The sequence below is a fragment of the Streptomyces sp. NPDC043870 genome (assembly GCF_056435785.1).
The window spans coordinates 858-25,749 of the sequence record NZ_JBWKDT010000010.1; the positions used below are offsets into that span (position 1 = coordinate 858).

Genomic DNA, 24,892 nt, shown 5'->3' on the forward strand with positions numbered 1-24,892 from the left:
GCCCCCCCCCCTCCCCCCCCCCCCCCCCCCCCCCCCCCCCCCCCCCCCCCCCCCCCCCCCCACGCCCCCCCCCCCCCCCCCCCCCCCCCCCCCCCCCCCGCCGTCCTTGCTGTGGGCCGTGGGCTACGCAGCCGCCTCCGCCGCCTGCTTGAGGTCCCTCAGCCAGGCGACCAGCGACTGGTCCAGTGCCGCACGCATGCCCTCCGGGTCCGCGTCGACGGGCGCGCCCGACCAGGACTCCTCTGTGACGACCCTCGTGCCGCCGTTCTCCGCGGGCTCCAGGGTCCAGTGGTGGACCCCGTCGATGCCGGAGGTGGGACCGCCCCAGGCGATGTGCCGGAAGGGTTCCAGCGTTGAGACCGTCGACGTGATGTCCAGCCCGTGGGTGAGCCAGCGGAACGAGGCTCCGGCCTTCAGCTCCCCGGAGAGCTCGGCCCTGTCGATGCCGGAGTTCCAGGTGGGCCAGCCGGCGATGTCGGTGTGCAGGCGCCAGACCGTCTCGACCGGTGCGTCGACGGTGATCTCGTGACGGGTGGTGATCATGCGGCACCACCCTGGATCTCGTCGTCGGCGGTGAGGTCGGCATCGGCGATCCACGAGCCGTGGATACCGGACGGGACGCGGCGGGGCAGCTCCACCGTGGCGACCGGGGCTCCCGCCGGCACCGACGCGTCGAGGATCAGCAGCTGCGAGGCGTCCTGTTCCAGATCGCTGACGACGGTGAGCAGATACCCGTCGTCCTCGCGGCTCGCACCCTCGGCGGGTACGAAGACCGCCTCGCCGGGCATCCTGCCACGGCCCATCGGTACCAGTTCCCGGATGCCGGTGGCGTGGTCGTGCTTGACGATCGCGTATTCACCGAGACCGGAGCCGGGGAAAGCGACGGAGTAGTCGAAGCGGTGGGGGAGACCGGTCATGTCCTCGTTGATGGTCGGGAACTCGGTGACGAGGTCGTCGACCGGCTCCTCCGTCGCCCTGCCCGTCGCCGGGTCGAGGATCCAGCGGTGCGGCGTGGCGCCGACCATCGGCTCGGGGGCGTAACCGGGCGCGCCCACCCACCACTTCCAGGTCTGCTCCCAGGCGCCGCGGTCGTAGCGCGGGCCGGTCAGTACGATCCGGCCGCGCTCGTCCTCGTAGGCGTTCGCCACGTGCAGCAGCGCGCCCGGCTCGACGTCGAACCACTTCACCACCGCGGACCCGGACCGCGGCATGACGCCGATGCGCGGGGTGTAGGAGTCGCTCCAGCGGTACGGGATGCCGGACTGTTCGGCCGGGTTGAAGACGACCGGCAGGTCGAGCCAGATGACGTGGTGGCGGGTGATGCCGAAGTCGTGCATCAGGGACGGCCCGGCCCCGTCCACGACCTCGGCGCGCACGATCTCGCCCTTGGCGTCGGCCACGTAGTAGGCCAGATGGGGAGGGAAGGGTCCGTAGCCGAAGAAGTGCAGCTCACCGGTGACCGGGTCGGTCTTCGGGTGCGCGGTCATCGCGGTCTTCAGCCTGCCGCCGAAGTCGAACGCGCCGACGGTGTCGAGCTCGGACGTCAGCTCGTACGGCAGGTTCACTTCCTGCAGCGCCAGGATGCGGCCCGCGTGCTCGATGACGTGGGTTGCGGCGTCGCTGGCCGTGAGGTCGGGGACACCGTCGGCGCCCATGTACGGGACGCCGTCGAGGGCGGGCGTGCGGACCCAGCGGTTGCGGTACCACTCGGCGCGGCCCTCCCGCAGGCGCAGACCGTGGATCATTCCGCTGCCCTTGAACCAGTGGGTGGGCGTGGAGCCGGGCTTGGGGTTGTGGCCGTTGCGGAAGTAGCGGCCGCTCAGCTCGGGCGGGATGGTGCCGTGGACGGTCAGCTCGTGGGCGGTGATCTCGTCGACGACGGGGGTGTAGTGCCCGGAGACGTACGGCTTGGTGGTGGACTCGACGGTCATGACTGCTTCCTCCGGTTGATCGTGAACGTGGTGGTGCAGGTGGCCAGCGCGGCGAGTGCCGCGGCGGTTGCGAAAGCGGCGCCGTGGTCGGCCGCCGCGGGGGCGATGGCGGTCATCAGGGCGAGGCCCAGTGCCCCGCCGAGCTGCCGGGTGGTGTTGATCAGGCCGCCGGCGATTCCGGAGTCGGTCGCCGGCACGCCTTCGGTGGACAGCGCGGTGAGCCGTACGAAGGCGACCCCGAGGCCCGCGCCGATGAGCAGTGAGGGGCCGAGGAGATGGACGGCGAACGAGCCGTCGTCCGGTGCCAGGGACAACCACACGAGTCCGAGCGTGAGAACGGCGAGCGCGGCGGGAGTTCCGGCACGGGCGGGCAGCCGGGACGCGAGCACGGAACCGGCGACGACCGTGAGAGCGAGCGGGAGTTGCGTGAGCCCGGCGTCCAACGGTCCGTATCCGAGGATCCGTTGCTGATAGAGCGGCAGGAAGTAGAACAGACCCACCCAGACCGCGCCGAGCAGTGTCATGGCGATGTTGGCTGCGGCGACCCTGCCCGTACGCAGCAGCCGCGGCGGTACGAGGGGTGTGCGGGCCCTGACCTGCCGTACGGCGAAGAGGGCAAGGAGGCTCACTCCGGCCACCCCCGCGACGAGTTGCTGCGCGGTGAGGGCGTAGGCGAGTGCGGTGAGCCCGGCGGTCGAGGTGACCGCGCCGAGGACGTCGACCTCGCCGCCGATGGGCCTGGTGGCCGGTACCAGGACGAGCGTCGCGGCGAGGGATGCGGCCGTGACCGGCACGGAGACGAGGGACACCGCCGGCCAGCCGTACAGTTCGGTGAGCACCCCGCTCAGCAGCACCCCGGCAGCACCGCCCGCCCCGGAGACCGCGCCCCACGCCCCGAGGGCCCTGCCCCTGCCGGGTCCTGGCGGGAACACGGTCAGGAGCAGGGCGAGCGCGGCGGGCGCGAGGAGCGCGGCACCCGCGCCCTGGACCGCACGGGCCGCGATGAGGACCGGCGCCGAGGGGGCGAGAGCCGATGCCAGTGCGGCGAGCCCGAACACGGCCATGCCCGCGGTGAACACCCGGCGGCGGCCCAGCAGATCGGAGAGCCGTCCACCGAGCAGCAGCAGCGCGCCGAAGGCCAGGACGTAGGCGTTGACCACCCAGGAGAGCGCGGTGGGGGACATCTGCAGGCCGTCGCGGATCGACGGCAGGGCCACATTCACGATCGAGGTGCTCAGTACGACGAGGAACTGAGCCGTCGCGAGCGCCGCGAGAGCGGGGCCCCGGCGTACTGCCCGTACTCCCCGGGCTCCGTCCGGTTCCTCCGAGCTCTCTGCTTCCTCTGCTTCCTCTGCTTCCGATGGCCGTGCCGTCATCGCTGTCATCCCTCCTCCTCAGAAAAGAGTGGTCAATCACTCACTACTTGGGACGAAGAAGAGGCCGCGTCGCCGCGGCCGCTCCTCGGGGGTGCTTCAGTAGTGGTGGAGGCCCGCCAGCAGCGTCCTCGTCCACGGTGCGTCCAGCTCCGTCGCGCCGATGGAGACGGCGACATTGCAGAGAAAGCCCCTGGCGAAGAAAGCCTGGACCAGCTCGTCAGGTGCGCCGGACGCGGACCGGACGTACTCCACCAGTCGCGCGTACAGCGCCTGCACAGCCGACTGGATCGCCGGCTCGCTCGCCGCACAGTTCGCGTGCATCAGAACCCTGAGCAGGTCGTCCCGGTCCGCGATCAGATGCGCGTACGCATCGCCCATCGCGTCCAGCACGGCAGCCGGCTCGACACTCGCGGTCTCCGCGGCCGCCTCGGCCAGCCGCTCCCGGATCAGCCGGGAGCAGTTCTCGACGACGGCCACGAACAGTGCTTCCTTGTCGGGGAAGAGCCGGTACAGATACGCCTGGGAGATCCCGGCGCCCCTGGCCACCTCGGTCGTGGAGGTGCCGTAGTACCCGCGTGCCGCGAAGACCCGTGCCGCGGTGGCCAGGACCTCGCCGCGGCGCGCGTCGGCCGTGGAGAGCTGTCGCGTCCTTGTCGTTGCCATGTGAGTAATAAACCACTCACACTTTGGGGCTGTCAACTCCCCCGGTGACGGTCGAGCACCGGACCGGACCGATCCGAAAGGGCCCCGCACTCCGGCAGGAGTGCGAGGCCCTTTCCTTACGGCCGGACAGGGATCCGGACACGGCCTACCGCAGGCGGGCCATGAGTGCGTGTTCGACGAGGGTGATGAGGGCGCTCTTGGCGTCGGCGCGGTGGCGGGCGTCGGTGGTGATGATCGGCGCGTCGGGGCCGATCTGGAGCGCTTCGCGGACCTCGTCGGGGGTGTAGGGCTGGTGTCCGTCGAAGCCGTTGAGGGCGATGACGAAGGGGAGGCCGCTGTTCTCGAAGTAGTCGACTGCGGGGAAGCAGTCGGCGAGTCTGCGGGTGTCGACGAGGACGACGGCGCCGATGGCGCCGCGGACGAGGTCGTCCCACATGAACCAGAACCGGTCCTGTCCGGGGGTGCCGAACAGGTAGAGGATGAGGTCCTGGTCGAGGGTGATGCGGCCGAAGTCCATGGCCACCGTGGTGGTGGTCTTGTCTCCGGTGTGGGTGAGGTCGTCGATGCCGGCCGACGCGGACGTCATGACGGCCTCGGTACGCAGCGGGTTGATCTCCGAGACGGCGCCGACGAACGTGGTCTTGCCCACGCCGAAGCCGCCCGCCACCACGATCTTCGCGCTGGTGGTTGAGCGGGCTGCACCGCCGCTAGAGCTTGCGAAGTCCACTGAGCACCCTTTCGAGCAGTGTCACGTCTGGCTGGCCGCCGGCGGCCTCGTCGCCGCCGGGCTGGTGGATGGCGACAAGTCCGGCCTCCGCCAGGTCGGCTACGAGGATCCGGGCAACGCCGAGGGGAATGGAGAGAAGGGCCGAGATCTCAGCCACCGACTTGATCTCGAAGCACAGCCGGCAGATCCGCTGGTGCTCGGGCAACTGCCCTTGCAGCCGTGCGGGGTCGGCCGTGGTGCTGACCAGTGCCTCGATGGCGAGCTGGTAGCGCGGCCGGGTCCGGCCGCCGGTCATCGCGTACGGGCGGACCAACGGGTTGTGGCTGCCCGAGGCAGGTGCCGGCTCGGGGGACCGCCGAGGCTGCACCGGCTGGATGCGGGGAGCCTGCGGCTGGTTGTACGACGGGTCGTACGGCTGCTGCGGCCTCTGGTACGGCTGCGGGCCGTCGCTTCTGCTCGGTGCGGAGGGAAAGTTGAAGCGGTTCTGACCCTGCTCACCCGGAGACTGCTGAGCACCGTCATATGGGTGTCCGCCTGGGGGTGTTGCCACTGTTCTTCCTCCTCCGAGTGCCGTACGCCGGTCCAAGTCCCTGTGGAGCCGCGCCACCGCACCCTATGGTGCGGTGGCGAGAAACGCACTGCCTGTCTGTTAGTTGAGAAGACTTCCCTGGAGTTCGGCACGCAGGTCCGGGGTGAGGACAGTACCGGCACGGTCGACCAGGAGGGCCATCTCGTAGCCCACGAGACCGATGTCGGCCTCGGGGTGGGCGAGCACGGCCAGCGAAGAGCCGTCCGAGATGGACATGATGAAGAGGAAGCCGCGCTCCATCTCCACAACGGTCTGATTGACCGCGCCGCCTTCGAAGATGCGGGACGCGCCCGCGGTCAGCGAGGTCAGACCGGATGCGACGGCCGCCAGCTGGTCGGCTCGGTCGCGGGGGAACCCCTCGGACATCGCCAGCAGGAGTCCGTCGGCGGAGACCACCACGGTGTGGGACACCCCAGGGGTGTTGTCCACGAAGTTGGTGATCAACCAGTTCAGATTCTGCGCCGCCTGGCTCATCGGGCTCACACTAACGCTCCTGGTTGTAGGTACTGCCCGGGCCGAAGCCCGATCCGTTCGTGTCCGTTCCCGCGCTGCGTCCCTTCTGGACACCGCGTCGCAGGTTGCTCAACCTGCCACGCACGTCCTCAGGGGCGCGGGAAACCTGGGGGCCACCCTGCGGGGTCTGCTCCGCCGTGCCCTCGACCAGGTTGGCCTTGGGAACCCGCCGGGGAAGGCCGGACGGGGTGACTCCGCCCGCCTTGGGCTCGCGGAGCTTCTCGGCCCGCTGCCAGCGCTCGTCGTTCTTCGAGCGCCAGTCGCCGGAGCCGTCCCCCTCCGCCTGCCCGCCCTGCGGTGCCTGGGGGGCCTGCCTGGGCTGTCCTGCCTGTCCGGTGTTGGTACTCCGGGACTGCTGGCCCTGCTGGCCCTGCTGGCTGCTGCCGCGGCGCGGCAGACCGGCGTCGGTCAGATGGCTGGTGTTCGAGGCCGGACCCGGACGGTCGAAGCCTACGCGCTCGGAGGCGTTCGCGGGACCGCCGGGAGCAGATTCCGCATCCGTTCGGTACTCCGGTTCGTACGCACCCTGGTACGCGCCCTGATCCGCCCACTCTCCCTGGTGGGACTGGGGGGCGAACTGGTCGTCGTACTGCGGCTGCGAGCCCTGCGGAGCGTCGTAACCAGCCTCCGCATAGGCTTGCTCCCGAGGCTCGGTGTAACCGCCGGAAACCTGGAACTCACCAGTGCGGTCGTAGCCGTTGCCCTCGAAGCCGTCACGGTCGTAACCGCCCCGCTCGTAGCCGCTCTGCTCGTAGCCGTTCTGGTCGTAGCCGTTCTGGTCGTAGCCGTTCTGGTCGTACCCGTTCTGCTCGTACGCGGCCTGCGGCTCCTGCGTCGCGTAGCCCTGCTCGTACTGCTCCCCGGCGTAGCCGTCCTGCTCGCCGTAGCCCTGCTGGGCCTCGTCGCGGAACAGTGGGCGGTCGCCGCCCTGGGCCTGCGACTCCAGCGCCGCACGGCGCTCCTCGCGCATCAGCGAGCGGTTCACCGGGTCCAGCTGGCGGTCCTCGCCCGGAGCCTGCTCGTAGCGGGAGTCGTCGAAGCCGAGCTCCGCCGCGGTACGCATCGGGGCGGGCTGGAAGGCCTGCTGCTGCGGGATGATCTGGGACACGGTGAAGTCGTCCTCAGGAAGCGCCTCGCCGCCACCACCGTGGGTGATCGCATCCGGAAGCATGACCAGCGACGTCGTACCGGCCTGCTCGCCCGAGGGGCGCAGCTGGACGCGGATGCCGTGCCGGTCGGCGAGGCGGCCGACCACGAAGAGGCCCATGCGCTGCGAGACCGCAGCGTCCACCGTCGGCGGGTTGGCCAGCTTGTGGTTGATGTCCGCGAAGTCCTCCGCGGTCAGGCCGATGCCCTTGTCGTGGATCTCGATCATGACCCGACCGTCAGGGAGCCTCGTTGCGGTGACGCGAACCTTGGTCTGCGGTGAGGAGAACGTCGTGGCGTTCTCCAGCAGCTCGGCGAGGAGGTGCACGAGGTCGGTCACGGCCTGGCCGTGGATCTCGGACTCCGGGACACCGGTGAGCTCGATGCGCTCGTACGACTCCACCTCGGACGAGGCGGCGCGCAGCACGTCCACCAGCGGAACCGGCTGGTTCCAGCGGCGGCCGGGCTCCTCGCCGGCGAGGACGAGGAGGTTCTCACCGTTGCGGCGCATACGGGTCGCGAGGTGGTCCAGCTTGAAGAGGTTCTCCAGCTGGTCCGGGTCGGCCTCGTTGTTCTCCAGGTCGGTGATCAGGGTCAGCTGGCCCTCGATCAGCGACTGGTTGCGGCGCGAGAGGTTGGTGAAGATCGCGTTGACGTTGCCCCGCAGCATGGCCTGCTCGGCCGCGAGCCGGACGGCCTCGCGGTGGACCTGGTCGAAGGCGCGGGCGACCTCGCCGATCTCGTCCTGGGTGTCGATCGGGATCGGCTGGACGCGGGTGTCGACACGGCCCGGCTCGGTACGGGACAGCTGGTCGACCAGCATCGGCAGGCGCTGCTCGGCGATGCCGAAGGCGGCGGTGCGCAGCTGGCGCATCGAGCGGCTCATCTGGCGGGCCACCATGCCGGCCAGGATGAACGCGGTGAGCAGGGCGATGATGACGATCAGACCGTTGACGACGGCGTCGGTCTTGGCGTCGTCGGAGATCCGCGCGGCCTCGGCCACGGACTTGTCGACGAGGTCCTTCTCGACCTCGCTGTAGCCGTCGAACTTGGCGGTGGCGGCGGCCATCCAGACCTTCGACGTCACGCCTTCCTGGGCGAGCTCCTCGGGGTCGCCGCCCTTGCTGATCGCGCCGACCATACCGTCGTAGACGGATCCGTTCGCGTTCGGCGGGGCCTTGAACGGCACATTGGCGGCGGCGGCCTGCTGGGCGGCGGCGGCGAGCGTCTTGGCGCCCTCCTCCGACTTGCGGCGCATGACGGTCTGCAGCTTCTCGGTGTCCTCCGCAGTACCACCGGAGACGTACTCGGCGAGGGCGATGCCCTCCAGGTAGGCGTACGAGGAGAAGGCGATCGTCTGACCGGCCTTGATGGACTTCTTGCTGTTCGGCTTGATCAGCAGCTCCATGCCGATGGAGCGCTGCAGCGATTCGGCGGCCTTGGCCAGCTGGATCGCGTACACCATGCGGCCGTAGCTCGTGACGTTGCCGGTGCCGAGCCCGAGCTCGTTGGAGAACTCCATCAGCGAGTGCTGGACGAGCGTGTAGCCCTCCTGCGTGCCGACCGGTCCGGGCTTGTCGTCGTCGGGGTCGTTGGGGTTGCCCCTGGACTTCTCCGCGGTCTCCAGCTTGGGGGTGTAGGCGAGCTTGCGGAGTCCGTCGAGCTTCGGCTCCTCCGCGCGGAAGAGCTGGAGGCGGCGCTCGAGGCCCTGCTTCTCCGGCATGTTCCTGACGGCCGCGTCGAACTTCAGCTTCGCGGCGTCGGTCGTCGCGCGGGCCGCCTTGACGACCTCGTTGTCCGCGCCCTTGCCCTCCAGCAGCGGCTGGGCGGTGAGGTCGCGCTCGTTGAGCAGGGCCTGGCCGTACTCCGAGGCGGCGCGCACGATGAGCGCCGTCTTCTCGGCGTCCTGTGCCTCGTTCCAGGTGTCGATCGATCCCTTGACCTGGAAGCCGCCCATGACGAGGCCGACCAGCACGGGTATGAGGAGGATCGCGTTCAGCCTGGTGGGCACGCGCCAGTTGCGGGGGGACAGCTTGCTGGAGCTGCCAGTGGTGGGTTGCGCCACGGGCTGTACATCCGCAGGCGATGCCGCTGCACGCGGGGGCGGGGTGAAGTTGCCCCGCGCCTGCTGCTCTGCGGAGCTCGTCTTGCTTCGCCTCACTCGACCAACAACCTCTCGGCGTCGGCACCTACGTTGTGCCGTTTATTGTTCAGGGCCGTACTACTCACGAGTTCGTCGATTTCAGCACGCCAGGCCGGTCGGTTCCAAACAGCGGCAATCGGCCGTTCCGAGTGCTCCAAGCCGCAGATAAAACGGGCATAAAGAGCGAGACCAGTCAAATTGTGGGGCCTATGTGAGCGCAGTGATACCAGCCGAATGCATCGGGTGTCCGAGCCCGGTCAATTCTCTGTCGAAACGTTATGAACACGGAGGCGGACCGTGTCAAAGGAACACGGTCCGCCTTACCCGGGTATACGACAACTGCCGTACGACCAACACTACTTGAGGCGGGCCATGAGTGCGTGTTCGACGAGGGTGATGAGGGCGCTCTTGGCGTCGGCGCGGTGGCGGGCGTCGGTGGTGATGATCGGCGTATCGGGGCCGATCTGGAGCGCTTCGCGGACCTCGTCGGGGGTGTAGGGCTGGTGTCCCTCGAAGCCGTTGAGAGCCACGACGAAGGGCAGGCCGCTGTTCTCGAAGTAGTCGACTGCGGGGAAGCAGTCGGCGAGTCTGCGGGTGTCGACGAGGACGACGGCGCCGATGGCGCCGCGGACGAGGTCGTCCCACATGAACCAGAACCGGTCCTGTCCGGGGGTGCCGAACAGGTAGAGGATGAGGTCCTGGTCGAGGGTGATGCGGCCGAAGTCCATGGCCACCGTGGTGGTGGTCTTGTCTCCGGTGTGGGTGAGGTCGTCGATGCCGGCCGACGCGGACGTCATGACGGCCTCGGTACGCAGCGGGTTGATCTCCGAGACGGCGCCGACGAACGTGGTCTTGCCCACGCCGAAGCCGCCCGCCACCACGATCTTCGCGCTGGTGGTTGAGCGGGCAGCTCCGCCGCTAGATCTTGCGAAGTCCACTGAGCACCCTTTCGAGCAGTGTCACGTCCGGCGTGCCGCCGGCCTCTCCGTTGCCCGGCTGGTGGATCGCCACCATCCCTGCCTCCGCGAGATCGGCCACGAGGATCCGGGCCACACCGAGCGGCATCGACAGCAGCGCCGACACCTCCGCCACCGACTTGACCTCGCGGCACAGGTGGCAGATCCGCTGATGCTCCGGCAGCAGGGTCGCGAGGTGCGCGGGGTCGGCCGTGGTGCTGACCAGCGCCTCTATGGCGAGCTGGTAGCGCGGCCGGGTCCGGCCGCCGGTCATCGCATATGGACGAACCAGCGGCTGGTCGCCTTCAAGTCCGTAGTCGGCGTCCATGGAGACACCGTACGGATCGTGAGAGGCGGGGGGCGGGGTCATGAATCCTCCGGGCGTGACAGCAAGTGGTCGGCTGTGCCGTCTGACTGGGCCGGTGGGGGGCCGGATGGGGCGGCCTGACGGTGAGTAGGCGGTATGAGGGGTACCGGGGCTGTACCTGGGGCGCACACCATTGTGCGGCAGGCTTCCTGAGGGGGGTTCTAGTGCAGCAGACTTCCCTGGAGCTCGGCACGCAGGTCCGGGGTGAGGACAGTTCCGGCACGGTCGACCAGCAGGGCCATCTCGTATCCCACGAGACCGATGTCGCAGTCGGGGTGGGCGAGCACGGCCAGCGAAGAGCCGTCCGAGACCGACATGATGAAGAGGAACCCGCGCTCCATCTCCACCACCGTCTGGTTGACGGGCCCGCCCTCGAAGATGCGGGACGCGCCCGCGGTCAGCGAGGTCAGACCGGATGCGACGGCCGCCAGCTGGTCGGCTCGGTCACGGGGGAACCCCTCGGACATCGCCAGCAGGAGTCCGTCGGCGGAGACCACCACGGTGTGGGACACCCCAGGGGTGTTGTCCACAAAGTTGGTGATCAACCAGTTCAGATTCTGCGCCGCCTGGCTCATCGGGCTCAACTAACGCTCCTGCTGGTGATTGGGGCCGACGTTGAAGCTGCCGGTGTTGCCGGAGCCGCCCGCCTGACGACCTTGCTGGATTCCCCGACGGAGATTGGTCAGCCGGCCCCGAACGTCATCGGGAGCGCGGGAGACCTGAGGACCGGACTGGTGGTTCTGCTCCTGAGCGGTCCCGGGCACCAGGTTGGCGCGCGGCACCCGCTTGGGCAGGCCCGAGGTGGTGATACCGCCGGCCGCGGGCTTGCGGACCCGCTCGGCCTGGCGCACCAGCTCGTCGTTGGGCGAGGTGCGCCAGGCGGCACCGCTCGCGTTGTGCTGGCCGGTCTGCCCGGCCTGGCCCTGCTGGCCCGCGGGACCACCGGCCGGACGGCGCGGCGGCATCGCCTGGGCAGGACGCCCGGCGGGCGGCTGCTGCGGTGCGGCAGGGGGCTGCGCGCCCCCGCCGGCCTGTCCGCCCGGGCCGCCGTGGAACCAGTTCGTCTCCAGCGTGTCGTACAGCGGCGTACGGCCGTCCCCCGGGCCGGCCGGCGGCAGTGCCTCCGGCTGCGGCTGCGGGGGCAGGCTCGCGGCGGGCGGACGCGGGGCGCCGAAATCGGCGGTGTCCCGGCCGCGCTGGCGCGGGGCTCCCGGCTGACCGGGCGCGGGCGCCGCGGGACGCTGCTGTCCGCCGTAGCCTCCGGCGGGGGAGGCGCCCCCGAAGTCCGGACGCGCGAACTGCTCCGTGGCCGCCGGGTCCTGTCCACCGGGGCGGGGGCCGTTGTAGTCGGGCCGCGCGAACTCGGCCGTGGAGCCGGGGCCCTGCCGGTCCGCCGCGCCCATCGGACGGGCGAACTGGCCGGTGGTCTCGGGCTCCTCGTGGCCGCGCGGGGCGTCGAGCGGCGGACGCTGCTGCGGGGCCGACGGCTGCTCGTTGCCCCAGCTGGTGGCCTGCGGGCGCGGTGCCTGCGGGCCGTTGCCGGGCAGCTCGGCGCGCGGGGCACCGGACGACGGCAGCTGACGGCCGCGGTCGCCGCCCGCCTGGGCGGTGTGCCGGCCGGAGCTGCGGCCACGGCCGCCCTGGCCGGTCAGCCCGGACTGACGTGATTCGTTACGGTCCTGCGCGCCCGGTGCCGAAGTGGCACCCTGCCGCCCGCGGCCGCTGTCCGCGCCGAACCCACCCGCGGGAGCGCCGCTCTGACGGGAGAAGTCCTGGTGCGAGGCGTCCTGTCCCGGGCCGCCCTGGAAGGGAGCACCGTCGCGCGCGGGAAGGGCCGCACGCGGAGCCGATCCGGCGCCGACCTGGCCGCGCGGCGCACCGGCGCCCAGCAGCCCGCCGGAGCCGGCCGAAGGACCGCTGCCGAGACCGGCACGGCCGCCACCGGCCGAGCCCGGACCGCCGGTCAGGCGACCGCCGCCCGCGGGCCCCTGCGGTACCGCGCCCTGGCCACCGGCACCGGGCTTGGCCTGGGGCTTCTTGCCACCGTGCGCCACATCGACAGGGAGCATGACCAGCGCGGTCGTACCACCGGAGTCGGAGGGACGGAGCTGGATCCGGATGCCGTGCCGCAGAGACAGGCGGCCGACCACGAACAGACCCATGCGGCGGGAGACCGAGACGTCCACGGTCGGCGGCGACGCGAGCCGCTCGTTGATCGCGGCCAGGTCCTCGGGGGAGAGGCCGATACCGGTGTCGTGGATCTCGACCAGGACGCGGCCGTCCGGCAGCGCGTGACCGGTCACCCGGACCTTGGTCTGCGGAGAGGAGAACGAGGTGGCGTTCTCCAGCAGCTCGGCGAGGAGGTGCACGAGGTCGTTGACGACGCGGCCGGCGACCTCGGTCGCCGGGACCGCGGCCAGTTCGATGCGCTCGTACTGCTCCACCTCGGAGGCGGCGGCACGGAGCACGTCGACGAGCGGGACGGGCCGGGTCCAGCGGCGGCCCGGCTCCTCGCCCGCGAGGACGAGGAGGTTTTCGCCGTTACGGCGCATACGGGTCGCGAGGTGGTCCAGCTTGAAGAGGGAGGACAGCTGGTCCGGGTCGGCCTCGCGGGACTCCAGCTCGGAGATCAGCGACAGCTGACGCTGGATAAGACCCTGGGAGCGGCGCGAGAGGTTGGTGAACATCGCGTTGACGTTGCCCCGCAGCAGGGCCTGCTCGGCGGCTAGGCGGACCGCCTCGCGGTGCACGTCGTCGAAGGCCGCGGCCACCTTGCCGATCTCGTCCCGGGAGTGCACACCGACGGACTCGACGGTGGTGTCGACGTCCTGCGGGTCGGACTCGGAGAGCTGCTTGACCAGTTCGGGCAGGCGGTCCTGGGCGACCTTGGTGGCCGTGTCCTGCAGCCGGCGCAGCGAGCGGATCATGGAGCGCGCCACGACGAAGGCGCCGACGAGCGACACACCGAGCACGACCAGGATCAGCGCACCGTTGATGATGGCGTCCTGCTGCGACTCCTGCTTGAGCTCGCGGGCCTTGCTCTCCATCTCACCGAGAAGCGTCTTCTCGATGGTGTTCATCGCGTCGATCTTGGTGTCGGCCTGGTCGGTCCAGTCCTTGTAGGTGCGGCGCTCCCCGCGCTCGAGACCACCCGGAGTGCGCAGTACCCGGGTCGCGTAGTCGTTGGCCTCGGAGATCTCGGTGTTGCCGTCCTCGAGCGGCTTCGTCAGCTCCTCGACGTCACCGCCGAGTCCGGAGTAGATCCGCTTGAAGGAGTCCAGTTCGGTGCCCTCGTTGGTCCGGGCGTCCTCACCGGTGAGGCGGTCGTTCTCCGTCATGCTGCCGACCGAGTTGGCGGTCGAGGGGAGCGCGGCGGCGATGATCGCCCGCTGGATCGACGCGTACTCCTTGGCGGAGGAGAACGCGGCCAGCGCACGGGTCCGCTTGATCATGTCCGGGTTGTTGGTCGCCTGGGCCATGTCCTGGGACAGGCTGAGCAGCGACTCGATCAGACGGCTGTACTGGGTGACTGTCTGCGAGTGCGTGACGCCCTTGTCGTAGGCGTCCTTGCGGATCTCGTTGATCGTGTTGACCTGCTGGGCGATCTGGCTGACGTTGGAGTGGATGCTCTCCAGCGCGTCGTCGCCCGAGGTGTCACCGATGCTGACGGTCGCGGCGAGGAACGACGCCCGCTTGCGGTCGGTGTCCTTGCGGGGCTGGGCGACGTCGAACTGCGACACATCGCCCTGGTGGGACATCGGGCCGGCCGCGTGGTCGCGCTCCTTCTGGAGCGCCTCGGCGAGGGCGGTCGCTTCCTTGGTCAGCTTCGTGAGCAGCTGCATGTGGTCGAGCTGCTCGATGTCGCTCATGGACTCGTTGATACGGAGTCCGCCCAGCGTGGTCGCCGCGACGACGGGGAGTGCGAGCAGGGAGACCAGTCGGGTGCTGATGCGCCAGTTGCGCAGGGCTATTCGCGAGCCTGTGTCGGACGGGCTCTTGGACTTGGACTTGGACTTGGGGCGGTCCGTGGGCTCGGGAGCGGCCGGAGCGCTCGCACCGGAGCGCTGCCCGCGATCACCGCCATCGCCCGCCGGGCCCTGGTTCTGGGTGTGCTGGGGCGAGGAGCCGCGGTCGGTCCCGCCGTGCGACTCCTGTTCAGCCGCAGCGCTGCCATCCCTCTTGAATCGTCCCTGCACTAGCGTCGCAACCTCTGGACCAGGCGTCCCTCCGCAGAACGGCGGGACGGTGTCGGCGTCGTGGGGCGGTGGAGGCGCCCCATGGTGGTCGTGGAGTGACCGGCGCTTCTCCCCCTTCCCGCCGCCACTCGGCGCTGCGTTGCGCCCCCTGCGCGCCGGCCTGAAACCCGCGGCGGTGCGTGGAATTCCAGCACAGTGCCGGATCTCCAACAAGAGCCGTGTACCGGGCTGTGACCTGAGTGACACGTTGTGAGCAACGTGTCACAAACCGTAGAAAGTGATCGCGGATCAATCGGGCATTTACGGACGAGTCGCTTAGGGGTGGGGGGTGTCCCAGTCGACATGATCAGGAGCGGAATGACTCATTCAGTTATGCAATGTCCGTTTCTAGTGGGGTCTCTGGCTGTCCGAAATGACGGAATTAACCGCCAAGCCGTGAGCAAACTCACATGGAGATCGTTGAGTCCCCCATGCTTTCGCAGGCAATTGGATGTTTAGCCTGACGCTTTACAAGCAACGGCACTCTGACTAGGCGAGCGATGAAGACGACGATGATGTTCCGCAACATAGCCAACCCCCGCCGCACGACGCTGGCGCACCTCGAGGACGCCGACGAGCTGCAGCGAGAGGTCCAGCCGGAACAGTCGGCCGAACTCCCCGCCCGGACCGCCAACCCCCGCCGTACCACCCTCATGGACGCCCCGGTGGCGCAGTAATACGGGAGGTCGGGCCCCTCTCGCGCGTTAGCCTGGAGCGTCAGACTCCAGCCAGCGGAAGTAGAGGGGCGCGAGGCACCCGTGCGCATCGCCAGATTCTCCATCGACGGCAATGTCGCCTTCGGCGCGGTCGAGGGGGAGGGAACCGGCGAGCCGTCCGGTCTCGTCCTCGACATCATCAAGGGCATTCCCTACACGGACTTCGAGCTCTCGGGCACGAAGGTCCCGCTGAGCAAGGTCCGGCTGCTGCCGCCCGTCCTCCCCAACAAGGTCGTGGCCATCGGCCGCAACTATGCGGAGCACGCGGCGGAGCTCGGCAACGAGGTGCCCGAGGTCCCGGTCGCCTTCTTCAAGCCCACCACCTCGGTGATCGGCTCCGGCGACGCGATCGAGTACCCCTCCTTCTCCAACGAGCTGCACCACGAGGCCGAGCTCGCCGTCGTGATCGGCCGCATGTGCCGCGAGGTCCCGCGCGAACGCGTGAAGGACGTCATCTTCGGCTACACCTGCGCCAACGACGTGACCGCGCGCGACGCCCAGAAGCGCGAGAAGCAGTGGGCCCGCGCCAAGGGCTTCGACACCTCGTGCCCGCTCGGCCCCTGGGTGGAGACGGGCCTCGACCCGGCCGCGATCGCCGAGGGCCTCGCCATCCAGTGCACGGTCAACGGCGAGCAGCGACAGCTGGGTCGTACGAGCGACATGATCCGCTCCATCGAGGACCTGGTCGTCCACATCACGGAGGCCATGACGCTCCTTCCCGGGGACGTCATCCTCACCGGCACCCCCGCCGGGGTCGGCCCCCTCAACGTCGGCGACGAAGTCGCCGTCACCATCGAAGGCATCGGCACTCTCACCAACAAGGTGATCAAGCGTGGCTAACGCGATCCGCGTACGTTTCTGTCCCTCGCCGACCGGCAACCCCCATGTGGGCCTGGTCCGCACCGCCCTGTTCAACTGGGCGTTCGCCCGGCACCACCAGGGCACCATGGTCTTCCGTATCGAGGACACCGACGCGGCCCGCGACTCCGAGGAGTCGTACAACCAGCTGCTCGACTCGATGCGCTGGCTCGGCCTCGACTGGGACGAGGGCCCCGAGATCGGTGGCCCGCACGCCCCGTACCGCCAGTCGCAGCGCATGGACCTCTACAAGGACATCGCGCAGAAGCTGCTCGCCGGTGGCTACGCGTACCACTGCTACTGCAGCGTTACCGAACTGGACCAGCGCCGCGAGGCCGCCCGCGCCGCCGGCAGGCCGTCCGGCTACGACGGCCACTGCCGCGACCTGACCGAGGAGCAGAAGGCCGTCTACGTGCGCGAGGGCCGCGAGGCGATCGTCCGCTTCCGGATGCCCGACGAGCCGATCACCTTCACCGACCTGGTCCGCGGCGAGCTCACCTTCACCCCGGAGAATGTGCCGGACTACGGCATCGTCCGGGCCAGCGGAGCCCCCCTCTACACGCTCGTCAACCCCGTCGACGACGCGCTGATGGAGATCACGCACGTGCTGCGCGGTGAGGACCTGCTGTCCTCCACCCCGCGCCAGATCGCGCTCTACAAGGCGCTGATCGAACTCGGCGTCGCCAAGGAGATCCCGGCCTTCGGTCACCTGCCGTACGTGATGGGCGAGGGCAACAAGAAGCTCTCCAAGCGTGACCCGCAGGCCTCGCTCAACCTCTACCGGGAACGCGGCTTCCTCCCGGAGGGCCTGCTCAACTACCTCTCCCTGCTGGGCTGGTCGTTCTCGGCCGACCAGGACATCTTCACGGTCGCCGAGCTGATCGAGAAGTTCGACGTCGCGGACGTCAACGCCAACCCTGCCCGCTTCGACCTGAAGAAGGCCGAGGCGATCAACGCGGACCACATCCGCCGGCTCGATGTGAAGGCGTTCACCGAGGCCTGCGAGCCCTGGCTGACGGCCCCGCACGCCAACTGGGCACCCGAGGACTTCGACCGGGCCGCCTGGGAGGCGATCGCCCCGTACGCCCAGACCCGCCTCACGGTCCTCTCCGACATCACCGCCAATGTCGACTTCCTCTTCCTGAAGGAGCCGGTCGAGGACGAGGCGTCCTGGCAGAAGGCGATGAAGGAGGGCTCGGACGCCCTGCTGCGCACCGCCCGCGAGAAGCTGGATGCCGCGGACTGGACGAGCCCGGAGTCGCTGAAGGAGGCGGTCCTGGCCGCGGGCGAGGCACACGGCCTCAAGCTCGGCAAGGCCCAGGCCCCGGTCCGCGTCGCGGTCACCGGCCGCACGGTGGGTCTCCCGCTCTTCGAGTCCCTGGAGATCCTGGGCAAGGAGCGCACGCTGGCCCGCATCGACGCGGCGCTGGCGAAGCTGGCGGAGTAAGCGGATCCCGTACGGCCTTCAGGGGCGGCAGCCGGTGCGGCTGCCGCCCCTCCGGCGTTGTCGGAGGCCGCGGCCAGGGCCTGTCCGGTGGGCCCAGGCCGGCGCCCAGCAAGATCCACCGGACAGGGCAGACCCCCAAGGCCTCTTCGTCGTCCCGTGGGGGCGGTCACTGGACCGGCGTAGCCTCGGATCATGCCGATCCGAGCCGTCCTGTGGGGCATCGGCGCTGCATTCTTCGGGGGATGACCCCCGAGCCCCCAGCCGGGGCCGGGTCGGGGCTAGCCTCGGATCATGCCGATCCGAGCCGTCCTCTGGGACATCGACGACACGATCTTCGACTATGCCGGCGCCGACCGCACCGGCATGGAGCGGCATCTTCAGGCCGAGGGCCTGGTCAACGGGTACGGCTCCGTCGACCAGGCCCTCGCTCGTTGGAAGGAGCTCACCCGGATCCACTGGCGGCGCTTCGAGGCCGGTGGTGTCGATTTCGAGGAGCAGCGGCGGGACCGGGTGCGGGACTTTCTCGGGGTGCTCGGCATGAGCGATGCCGAGGCCGACGAGTGGTTCGCCCGCTACCTCGCGCACTACGAGGCCGCCTGGCAGCTCTTCCCCGACGCCCTGCCCGTACTGGAGCTGCTGGCTGCCGACTTCCGGCACGGCGTCCTGTCGAACTCCTCGATCCACAACCAGCACCGCAAGCTGACGGTGCTCGGCGTACGCGACCGCTTCGAGGCGGTCGTGTGCGCGGCCGAGCTGGGAATCGCCAAGCCCGAGGCCGCCGCCTTCCACGCCGCGTGCGACGCGCTCGGGCTGGCGCCGCAGGACGTCGCGTATGTCGGAGACCAGCCGGACATCGACGCGGGAGGAGCCGTCGCGGCGGGTCTGACCGGCATCTGGCTGGATCGCGGCGGGCTCGGGGGCCGGCCGGAGCTGATCCGGATCACCGGTCTGGAGGAGCTGCCCGGCCTGCTGCGGCCGGATACCCGTTTTGGAGCGCCGTCCACCTTCAGGTAATGTTCTTCCTGCGCCGACGGGAGCGGGTCGAAAGCCCGGAACCGAAAGCGCACAACCCGAACAAAACCCCCGCAGGGGGGTTGAGTTTTGGTGGCCTATGGTGTAATTGGCAGCACGACTGATTCTGGTTCAGTTAGTCTAGGTTCGAGTCCTGGTAGGCCAGCTCGCAGAGCTCATCTGCAAAGCCCCCGTTGTGTAGCGGCCTAGCACGCTGCCCTCTCAAGGCAGTAGCGCCGGTTCGAATCCGGTCGGGGGTACAGATCCTTCCCGCGGTGTCACCAGGGTCGCTCCCGATGACACCGATGCAGGATCGCTAGGGCCCCCGTTGTGTAGCGGCCTAGCACGCCGCCCTCTCAAGGCGGTAGCGCCGGTTCGAATCCGGTCGGGGGTACTGGTCTATACCACCATGGGCTATGGTGTAATTGGCAGCACGAGTGATTCTGGTTCATTTAGTCTAGGTTCGAGTCCTGGTAGCCCAGCGGATCCAGTCCATGGATCAAGATCTTGCCCCCGTTGTGTAGCGGCCTAGCACGCCGCCCTCTCAAGGCGGTAGCGCCGGTTCGAATCCGGTCGGGGGTACGTGAAGAGAAGGCCCTCCCCAGCAGGGGAGGGCCTTTCTCGTATGTCTCGCCCGAGGCCATGTCTCAGCCGAAGCGACGGTTCGACTCCTCGGCCTGGGCCAGTCGGCGCAGGCTCAGCAGCACCGGCTCGTACAGCACGGTGAACGCCACCGCGGCCTCCACCTGCTCCTCCTCGGCCTCGTACCGCTCCACCAAGTCCAGGTCGCTGACCGCCAGTTGGCCGGCGCTGTCGGCGTAGGGGAGCAGCTGCTCCACATCGCAGGGGTAGCCGAGTCGCAGCATCGTGGCGATCGCGGAGACCAGCATCCGATACGGCGGTGATCCGGCGCCCACCTCACTGCTGAAGTTCCAGCCGAGCCGGTCCAGGAGCGCGTCGGCGGTCCGGCGGGCCGTCTTCGTGGCGGTGTCCTCCTCGTCCGGCTCGGGGCCGTGAGGGAGGGCCCATACGGCGGCGCCGAGCCGCATGTGGTGGTCGAGAGTGTCGTCGGCGACGGCGGCGAGAACCTCACGGGCGGTGGCCACAGGTATCCCGCCGACCGAGATCAGCGCCCGGACCAGCCGGAGCCTGCGCAGGTGCTCCTCGTCGTACTCGGCCTGGGTGGCGCTGACCCGCCGGCCGGGCGGCAGCAGTCGCTCACGCAGGTAGTACTTGATCGTGGCGGTGGGGACGCCGCTGCGCTCGCTGAGCTCTGCCAGTCTCATTTCCCTTGCGCCTTTCGTTGGAGAGTGGCACTATCCAATCAGTAGATAGCTCCACTATCCAATGATCCTTGCAAGGGGGACCGCAATGAGCAAGCAGCCGATTCAGGGGCGCATGACGGCGGAGTCGCAGGACGGAGTGACCGTCTTCCTCATCGGGATGCGGATCAACAGCTTCCGCGCGGTGCGGAGTTGGTGGCCGACGTTCACGGCCATGCCACGCATGCTGAGGGAGCTGTCGAAGGACAAGGACAGCGGACTCCTGGGCTACCGGCTGCTGCTGGGCGGGCCGAGGGTGATCTACACCGTGCAGTACTGGGAGTCCGCCGAGAAGCTGCTCGCCTACGCGTCCGCGCAGGACAAGGAGCACCGCCCGGCCTGGGCGGCCTTCAACCGGCGGATGCGCGACGGGCGGGGCAAGGTCGGCTTCTGGCACGAGACATACATCGTCCCGGCCGGCTCGTACGAGTCCGTCTACGTCAACATGCCCGCGTTCGGCCTGGGGGAGGCGACCGGTGTCGTCCCGGTCGGCCGGCGCGGGGACCACGCGGCGGACCGGCTCAAGGCGGCCTGAGCCATGGCGTCGGGGGCTCCGCCGCGGACCCCCGCGCCTCCATCTCCCCCTACGCCCTGCGGCCTGGTGGCCCCAGGTGACGCTCCGGGGGCGATGGAGGACGGGCACCCCGGTCGACCGGGGTGCCCGTCCCTTTCGTAGCCCCGCCCGCACGGCGAAACGAAGCTCGGGGGCGGTGCCCCCGGGGATCAGCCCGCGCGGCGCAGCGCGTCCGAGAGGCGGCCGGCCGCGTCGATGACCGCCTGGGCATGCATACGGCCAGGGTGGCGGGTCAGACGCTCGATCGGGCCGGAGACCGAGACCGCGGCCACGACCCGGTTGGAGGGGCCGCGGACGGGCGCCGAGACCGAGGCGACGCCCGGCTCGCGCTCGCCGATCGACTGGGCCCAGCCGCGGCGCCGCACGCCCGAGAGGGCCGTCGCCGTGAAGCGGGCGCCCTGCAGGCCGCGGTGCAGCCGCTCGGGCTCCTCCCAGGCCATCAGGATCTGGGCCGAGGAGCCGGCCTTCATCGTGAGCGTGGAGCCGACGGGGACCGTGTCCCGAAGTCCGGACAGCCGCTCGGCGGCCGCCACGCAGATGCGCATGTCTCCCTGCCGGCGATAGAGCTGCGCGCTCTCGCCGGTCACATCGCGCAGATGAGTCAGCACCGGTCCCGCCGTGGCCAGCAGCCGGTCCTCGCCCGCCGCCGCGGCGAGCTCAGCCAGGCGCGGGCCCAGGATGAACCGGCCCTGCATGTCCCTCGCCACCATCCGGTGGTGTTCCAGAGCCACGGCAAGGCGATGTGCCGTGGGTCGTGCAAGCCCTGTCGCCGCGACCAGCCCGGCGAGGGTGGCCGGACCGGACTCCAGGGCGCTCAGTACCAGAGCTGCCTTGTCGAGAACGCCGACGCCGCTAGAGTTGTCCATGCAACGATATTCACGTCTCACTCTGTGAAACGCAAGTTCAATTTCTCCGAGAAGTTGCGAACCTGGATGTACGGCCGCACAAGGGCCAGCGTCCCCCGCCCGGCACCAAGGCGTGTCCGAGGTGCGGACGGCGACGCAATCGATCTCTAGTTGGGCCCGGCGGCGCTGCCGGGCCGGAGGGAAAGCGATGGGTAGGACACTCGCGGAGAAGGTCTGGGACGACCATGTCGTCCGGCGCGCCGATGGCGAGCCCGACCTGCTCTTCATCGATCTGCACCTCCTGCACGAGGTGACCAGCCCGCAGGCGTTCGACGGTCTCCGTCTGAACGGTCGCCGGGTGCGGCGGCTGGACCTCACCATCGCGACCGAGGACCACAACACCCCCACCCTCGACATCGACAAGCCCATCGCCGACCCCGTCTCCCGCGCGCAGTTGGAGACCCTGCGCAAGAACTGCGCCGAGTTCGGCGTCCGGCTGCACCCGCTGGGCGATGTCGAGCAGGGCGTCGTCCACGTCGTGGGGCCGCAGCTGGGCCTGACCCAGCCCGGCACCACCGTGGTCTGCGGCGACTCGCACACCTCCACGCACGGCGCCTTCGGCGCTCTGGCGTTCGGTATCGGCACCTCGCAGGTCGAGCACGTGCTGGCCACCCAGACGCTGCCGATGGCCCGCCCCAAGACCATGGCGATCACCGTCGAGGGCGAGCTGCCCGACGGCGTCACCGCCAAGGACCTGATCCTGGCGATCATCGCCAAGATCGGTACGGGTGGCGGCCAGGGCTACATCCTGGAGTACCGCGGTTCCGCCATCGAGAAGCTCTCGATGGAGGCCCGCATGACCATCTGCAACATGTCGATCGAGGCCGGCGCCCGGGCGGGCATGATCGCCCCGGACCAGACCACGTTCGACTATCTGCAGGGGCGCGACCACGCCCCCAAGGGCGAGGACTGGGACGCGGCGGTCGCGTACTGGAAGACCCTGCGCACCGACGACGACGCCGTATTCGACGCCGAGGTCTTCATCGACGCCGCTTCGCTCTCCCCGTTCGTCACCTGGGGCACCAACCCCGGCCAGGGCGCACCCCTGTCGGCGAACGTCCCCGACCCGGCTTCGTACGAGGACGCTTCGGAGCGGCTGGCCGCCGAAAAGGCCCTGGAGTACATGGGGTTGACCGCCGGACAGGCGCTGCGCGACATCAACGTCGACACCGTCTTCGTAGGCTCCTGCACCAACGGGCGTATCGAGGACCTGCGCTCCGCGGCCTCGGTCCTGGACGGCCGCAAAGTCGCCGACGGCGTACGGATGCTGGTCGTCCCCGGCTCCGTACGGGTCGCGCTGCAGGCCGTCGAGGAGGGCCTGGACAAGGTCTTCAAGGAGGCCGGCGCCGAATGGCGGCATGCGGGCTGCTCGATGTGTCTGGGCATGAACCCCGACCAGCTGGCCCCCGGTGAGCGCTCCGCCTCCACCTCCAACCGCAACTTCGAGGGCCGGCAGGGCAAGGGCGGCCGGACCCATCTGGTCTCGCCGCAGGTCGCCGCCGCCACCGCGGTGCTCGGCCATCTGGCCTCGCCCGCCGATCTGACCGACCTGTCTGCCACCCGTACGCCCGCCGGAGTCTGAACACCATGGAAGCTTTCACCACGCACACCGGCCGGGCCGTCCCGCTGCGCCGCAGCAACGTCGACACCGACCAGATCATCCCGGCCCACTGGCTGAAGAAGGTCACCCGCGACGGCTTCGAGGACGGACTCTTCGAGGCCTGGCGCAAGAACGACGACTTCGTCCTCAACCAGCCCGAGCGGCAGGGCGCCACGGTGCTGGTCGCCGGTCCCGACTTCGGCACCGGCTCGTCCCGCGAACACGCCGTCTGGGCGCTCCAGAACTACGGCTTCAAGGCCGTCATCTCCGCCCGCTACGCCGACATCTTCCGCGGCAACTCGCTCAAGAACGGGCTGCTGACCGTGGTTCTGCCGCAGGAGACGGTGGACCGGCTGTGGGAGCTGACCGAGGCCGACCCGAGCGCGGAAATCACCGTGGACTTGGAGGAGCGCCAGGTCCGCGCGGCAGGCATCACCGCCGACTTCGAGCTGGACGAGAACGCTCGCTGGCGGCTGTTGAACGGACTCGACGACATCAGCCTCACCCTTCAGAACGAAGCGGACATCGCGGCCTACGAGGCGTCCAGGCCCGCCTTCAAGCCCCGTACAATTGAGGTCTGAGCAGCGCTTTTCCCGTACTGCGCCCTCCACCGTCCGGTGGAGGGCGCAGCCGCTTGTTGAGACCCTGTCGGGCGACAACTCGCCCCAGATGGCACAATCGGTGCATGGAACGTGACAGCCAACTCGAGCTCTACGAGGCAGTCGCGGCCCGATTGAAGGAAGCGCACACACGAGTGCGCGCACTGCAAGTCCCGGAGGGCGTAAGGATGGCGCTGTCCCGGAAGCTGCTGGTCATCACGGCCGCGGCGAAGCACGATCTCGTAGACGCCGCAAGGCGTCTGGACCGGTTGATGAACGACCTCGACGAAGGTCGTTTCCCCCAAGGCGACTGACCACCCGGTGACTGGGCCGATATGCGGCTCCGCCGCGTGGCCGCGACGGTCGACTTCGTTGCGGCACTAGGGTGATTAGCCCGTTTCGTGTTTGATTTGCGGTATATATCTGCCTAGCGTGCGAAAAAGCTTGAACAGTTTCGTTCCGGCAATGTCTCCGAAGGGGAAGACGTGAACAAGGCGCAGCTCGTAGAAGCGATTGCCGACAAGATGGGTGGCCGCCAGCAGGCCGCCGATGCTGTCGACGCGGTACTCGACGCGATCGTCCGCGCGGTTGTCGGCGGCGACCGGGTTTCGGTCACCGGCTTCGGCTCGTTCGAGAAGGTCGACCGCCCGGCCCGCTACGCCCGCAACCCGCAGACGGGTGAGCGCGTGCGGGTCAAGAAGACCTCGGTACCGCGGTTCCGCGCGGGCCAGGGCTTCAAGGACCTGGTGAGCGGCTCCAAGAAGCTCCCCAGGGGCGGCGAAGTCGCCGTCAAGAAGGCCCCCAAGGGCAGCCTCCAGGTCGGCGCGGCCGCGAAGAAGGCCGCCGCGAAGAAGGCGACCGCCAAGAAGGCCGCGGCGAAGAAGGTCACGGCCAAGAAGGCCGCTCCCGCCAAGAAGGTGACCGCCAAGAAGGCGGTGGCCAAGAAGGCGCCCGCCAAGAAGACCACGGCCGCAGCGAAGAAGGCGGCACCCGCCAAGAAGGCGGCCGCGGCCAAGAAGACCGCCCCCGCCAAGAAGGCGGTGGCCAAGAAGGCGCCCGCGAAGAAGGCCACGGCGCGCAAGACCACCGCCAAGAAGGCCACCGCCCGCAAGAAGTAAGCGGCACAACAGCACAGGGCCACTCACGCGACGGGCCGGACTCCTTGAGGGGAGCCCGGCCCGCGGCGCGTCTACGGTCTATGCCTACATCTACAT

General features: G+C 69.5%; 23 protein-coding genes and 5 tRNA genes. 14 read left to right on the forward strand and 14 right to left on the reverse strand.

Features of this window, described 5'->3' with window-relative positions; all coding sequences use genetic code 11:
• Positions 1 to 123: 123 nt before the first annotated feature.
• The 12 genes from AC0699_RS15115 to AC0699_RS15170 form a co-directional block, all read right to left on the reverse strand.
• Positions 124 to 543 carry an SRPBCC family protein gene (locus AC0699_RS15115; protein ID WP_478659983.1) on the reverse strand — a complete coding sequence of 140 codons (420 nt, stop codon included), beginning with the start codon at positions 541 to 543 and terminating at the stop codon, positions 124 to 126.
• Positions 540 to 1,931: a carotenoid oxygenase family protein gene (locus AC0699_RS15120; RefSeq protein WP_478659985.1), complete on the reverse strand. Its 1,392-nt coding sequence runs from the start codon at positions 1,929 to 1,931 to the stop codon at positions 540 to 542. Before AC0699_RS15120 ends, AC0699_RS15115 begins: the two co-directional genes overlap by 4 nt.
• Complete coding sequence (locus AC0699_RS15125; protein ID WP_478659987.1) at positions 1,928 to 3,307, reverse strand: MFS transporter; 1,380 nt, start codon at positions 3,305 to 3,307, stop codon at positions 1,928 to 1,930. Before AC0699_RS15125 ends, AC0699_RS15120 begins: the two co-directional genes overlap by 4 nt.
• 96 nt (positions 3,308 to 3,403) lie before the next feature.
• Complete coding sequence (locus AC0699_RS15130) at positions 3,404 to 3,970, reverse strand: TetR/AcrR family transcriptional regulator (protein WP_478659989.1); 567 nt, start codon at positions 3,968 to 3,970, stop codon at positions 3,404 to 3,406.
• 145 nt (positions 3,971 to 4,115) lie between these two features.
• Positions 4,116 to 4,697 carry a GTP-binding protein gene (locus AC0699_RS15135; protein WP_026165101.1) on the reverse strand — a complete coding sequence of 194 codons (582 nt, stop codon included), beginning with the start codon at positions 4,695 to 4,697 and terminating at the stop codon, positions 4,116 to 4,118.
• The gene (locus AC0699_RS15140; protein WP_478659992.1) at positions 4,678 to 5,247 is read right to left on the reverse strand and encodes a DUF742 domain-containing protein; all 570 of its coding nucleotides are present in this window, start codon (positions 5,245 to 5,247) and stop codon (positions 4,678 to 4,680) included. The genes AC0699_RS15135 and AC0699_RS15140 overlap by 20 nt, the downstream gene beginning before the upstream one ends.
• A 99-nt stretch (positions 5,248 to 5,346) precedes the next feature.
• The gene (locus tag AC0699_RS15145; RefSeq protein ID WP_026057603.1) at positions 5,347 to 5,760 is read right to left on the reverse strand and encodes a roadblock/LC7 domain-containing protein; all 414 of its coding nucleotides are present in this window, start codon (positions 5,758 to 5,760) and stop codon (positions 5,347 to 5,349) included.
• Between the two features lie 10 nt (positions 5,761 to 5,770).
• On the reverse strand, positions 5,771 to 9,106 hold the full coding sequence (locus AC0699_RS15150; protein WP_478659994.1) for a sensor histidine kinase: 3,336 nt from the start codon (positions 9,104 to 9,106) through the stop codon (positions 5,771 to 5,773).
• A 338-nt stretch (positions 9,107 to 9,444) separates the two neighbouring features.
• On the reverse strand, positions 9,445 to 10,026 hold the full coding sequence (locus tag AC0699_RS15155; protein WP_478659996.1) for a GTP-binding protein: 582 nt from the start codon (positions 10,024 to 10,026) through the stop codon (positions 9,445 to 9,447).
• Positions 10,007 to 10,414: a DUF742 domain-containing protein gene (locus tag AC0699_RS15160; RefSeq protein WP_469770419.1), complete on the reverse strand. Its 408-nt coding sequence runs from the start codon at positions 10,412 to 10,414 to the stop codon at positions 10,007 to 10,009. The genes AC0699_RS15155 and AC0699_RS15160 overlap by 20 nt, the downstream gene beginning before the upstream one ends.
• 158 nt (positions 10,415 to 10,572) lie before the next feature.
• Positions 10,573 to 10,986 carry a roadblock/LC7 domain-containing protein gene (locus AC0699_RS15165; protein ID WP_266384487.1) on the reverse strand — a complete coding sequence of 138 codons (414 nt, stop codon included), beginning with the start codon at positions 10,984 to 10,986 and terminating at the stop codon, positions 10,573 to 10,575.
• Between the two features lie 9 nt (positions 10,987 to 10,995).
• Positions 10,996 to 14,607, reverse strand: a complete 3,612-nt coding sequence (locus tag AC0699_RS15170) for a sensor histidine kinase (protein ID WP_478659998.1) — start codon at positions 14,605 to 14,607, stop codon at positions 10,996 to 10,998.
• Positions 14,608 to 15,146: 539 nt separating this feature from the next.
• On the opposite strand from AC0699_RS15170, the gene AC0699_RS15175 reads away from it, so the two are divergent.
• The 9 genes from AC0699_RS15175 (at position 15,147) to AC0699_RS15215 (ending at position 19,260) form a co-directional block, all read left to right on the forward strand.
• On the forward strand, positions 15,147 to 15,323 hold the full coding sequence (locus tag AC0699_RS15175) for a hypothetical protein (protein WP_478660000.1): 177 nt from the start codon (positions 15,147 to 15,149) through the stop codon (positions 15,321 to 15,323).
• Positions 15,324 to 15,404: 81 nt separating this feature from the next.
• The gene (locus AC0699_RS15180) at positions 15,405 to 16,202 is read left to right on the forward strand and encodes a fumarylacetoacetate hydrolase family protein (RefSeq protein WP_478660002.1); all 798 of its coding nucleotides are present in this window, start codon (positions 15,405 to 15,407) and stop codon (positions 16,200 to 16,202) included.
• The gene (gltX, locus tag AC0699_RS15185) at positions 16,195 to 17,667 is read left to right on the forward strand and encodes a glutamate--tRNA ligase (protein ID WP_478660004.1); all 1,473 of its coding nucleotides are present in this window, start codon (positions 16,195 to 16,197) and stop codon (positions 17,665 to 17,667) included. The genes AC0699_RS15180 and gltX overlap by 8 nt, the downstream gene beginning before the upstream one ends.
• A 291-nt stretch (positions 17,668 to 17,958) precedes the next feature.
• On the forward strand, positions 17,959 to 18,681 hold the full coding sequence (locus AC0699_RS15190; protein WP_478660006.1) for an HAD family hydrolase: 723 nt from the start codon (positions 17,959 to 17,961) through the stop codon (positions 18,679 to 18,681).
• A gap of 91 nt (positions 18,682 to 18,772) precedes the next feature.
• Positions 18,773 to 18,844, forward strand: a tRNA-Gln gene (locus tag AC0699_RS15195).
• Between the two features lie 21 nt (positions 18,845 to 18,865).
• Positions 18,866 to 18,938: transfer RNA gene (locus tag AC0699_RS15200), tRNA-Glu, on the forward strand.
• A 61-nt stretch (positions 18,939 to 18,999) separates the two neighbouring features.
• Positions 19,000 to 19,072 (forward strand) — tRNA-Glu (locus tag AC0699_RS15205).
• A 16-nt stretch (positions 19,073 to 19,088) separates the two neighbouring features.
• A tRNA-Gln gene (locus AC0699_RS15210) sits at positions 19,089 to 19,160 on the forward strand.
• Positions 19,161 to 19,187: 27 nt separating this feature from the next.
• Positions 19,188 to 19,260: transfer RNA gene (locus tag AC0699_RS15215), tRNA-Glu, on the forward strand.
• Positions 19,261 to 19,325: 65 nt separating this feature from the next.
• On the opposite strand, the gene AC0699_RS15220 is transcribed toward AC0699_RS15215, so the two are convergent.
• Complete coding sequence (locus tag AC0699_RS15220) at positions 19,326 to 19,964, reverse strand: MerR family transcriptional regulator (RefSeq protein WP_478660008.1); 639 nt, start codon at positions 19,962 to 19,964, stop codon at positions 19,326 to 19,328.
• 85 nt (positions 19,965 to 20,049) lie between these two features.
• On the opposite strand from AC0699_RS15220, the gene AC0699_RS15225 reads away from it, so the two are divergent.
• On the forward strand, positions 20,050 to 20,535 hold the full coding sequence (locus tag AC0699_RS15225) for a DUF4188 domain-containing protein (protein WP_478660010.1): 486 nt from the start codon (positions 20,050 to 20,052) through the stop codon (positions 20,533 to 20,535).
• 188 nt (positions 20,536 to 20,723) lie between these two features.
• Here AC0699_RS15225 and ndgR read toward each other — a convergent pair whose 3' ends face one another.
• Entirely contained in the window at positions 20,724 to 21,440 is a 717-nt protein-coding gene (gene ndgR / locus AC0699_RS15230) for an IclR family transcriptional regulator NdgR (RefSeq protein WP_469770411.1), read from the reverse strand.
• A gap of 187 nt (positions 21,441 to 21,627) precedes the next feature.
• Between ndgR and leuC the strand changes: the two genes are divergently transcribed.
• The 4 genes from leuC to AC0699_RS15250 all read left to right on the forward strand — a co-directional run bounded on the left by leuC (position 21,628) and on the right by AC0699_RS15250 (position 24,796).
• The gene (leuC, locus tag AC0699_RS15235) at positions 21,628 to 23,061 is read left to right on the forward strand and encodes a 3-isopropylmalate dehydratase large subunit (protein ID WP_478660013.1); all 1,434 of its coding nucleotides are present in this window, start codon (positions 21,628 to 21,630) and stop codon (positions 23,059 to 23,061) included.
• 5 nt (positions 23,062 to 23,066) lie between these two features.
• Positions 23,067 to 23,660, forward strand: a complete 594-nt coding sequence (leuD, locus tag AC0699_RS15240; RefSeq protein WP_478660016.1) for a 3-isopropylmalate dehydratase small subunit — start codon at positions 23,067 to 23,069, stop codon at positions 23,658 to 23,660.
• A gap of 104 nt (positions 23,661 to 23,764) precedes the next feature.
• Complete coding sequence (locus AC0699_RS15245; protein WP_478660018.1) at positions 23,765 to 23,992, forward strand: SCO5555 family protein; 228 nt, start codon at positions 23,765 to 23,767, stop codon at positions 23,990 to 23,992.
• A 171-nt stretch (positions 23,993 to 24,163) separates the two neighbouring features.
• Positions 24,164 to 24,796, forward strand: a complete 633-nt coding sequence (locus AC0699_RS15250; RefSeq protein ID WP_478660020.1) for an HU family DNA-binding protein — start codon at positions 24,164 to 24,166, stop codon at positions 24,794 to 24,796.
• Positions 24,797 to 24,892: the final 96 nt, after the last annotated feature.

Excerpts from the sequence above, each read along its gene's own strand:
- AC0699_RS15115 (WP_478659983.1), bottom strand. The coding sequence starts at position 543 with ATGATCACCACCCGTCACGAGATCACCGTCGACGCACCGGTCGAGACG.
- AC0699_RS15120 (WP_478659985.1), bottom strand. The coding sequence starts at position 1,931 with ATGACCGTCGAGTCCACCACCAAGCCGTACGTCTCCGGGCACTACACC.
- AC0699_RS15125 (WP_478659987.1), bottom strand. The coding sequence starts at position 3,307 with ATGACGGCACGGCCATCGGAAGCAGAGGAAGCAGAGGAAGCAGAGAGC.
- AC0699_RS15130 (WP_478659989.1), bottom strand. The coding sequence starts at position 3,970 with ATGGCAACGACAAGGACGCGACAGCTCTCCACGGCCGACGCGCGCCGC.
- AC0699_RS15145 (WP_026057603.1), bottom strand. The coding sequence starts at position 5,760 with ATGAGCCAGGCGGCGCAGAATCTGAACTGGTTGATCACCAACTTCGTG.
- AC0699_RS15160 (WP_469770419.1), bottom strand. The coding sequence starts at position 10,414 with ATGACCCCGCCCCCCGCCTCTCACGATCCGTACGGTGTCTCCATGGAC.
- AC0699_RS15165 (WP_266384487.1), bottom strand. The coding sequence starts at position 10,986 with ATGAGCCAGGCGGCGCAGAATCTGAACTGGTTGATCACCAACTTTGTG.
- AC0699_RS15175 (WP_478660000.1), top strand. The coding sequence starts at position 15,147 with ATGAAGACGACGATGATGTTCCGCAACATAGCCAACCCCCGCCGCACG.
- AC0699_RS15190 (WP_478660006.1), top strand. The coding sequence starts at position 17,959 with ATGCCGATCCGAGCCGTCCTCTGGGACATCGACGACACGATCTTCGAC.
- AC0699_RS15220 (WP_478660008.1), bottom strand. The coding sequence starts at position 19,964 with ATGAGACTGGCAGAGCTCAGCGAGCGCAGCGGCGTCCCCACCGCCACG.
- AC0699_RS15225 (WP_478660010.1), top strand. The coding sequence starts at position 20,050 with ATGAGCAAGCAGCCGATTCAGGGGCGCATGACGGCGGAGTCGCAGGAC.
- ndgR (WP_469770411.1), bottom strand. The coding sequence starts at position 21,440 with ATGGACAACTCTAGCGGCGTCGGCGTTCTCGACAAGGCAGCTCTGGTA.
- leuC (WP_478660013.1), top strand. The coding sequence starts at position 21,628 with ATGGGTAGGACACTCGCGGAGAAGGTCTGGGACGACCATGTCGTCCGG.
- leuD (WP_478660016.1), top strand. The coding sequence starts at position 23,067 with ATGGAAGCTTTCACCACGCACACCGGCCGGGCCGTCCCGCTGCGCCGC.
- AC0699_RS15245 (WP_478660018.1), top strand. The coding sequence starts at position 23,765 with ATGGAACGTGACAGCCAACTCGAGCTCTACGAGGCAGTCGCGGCCCGA.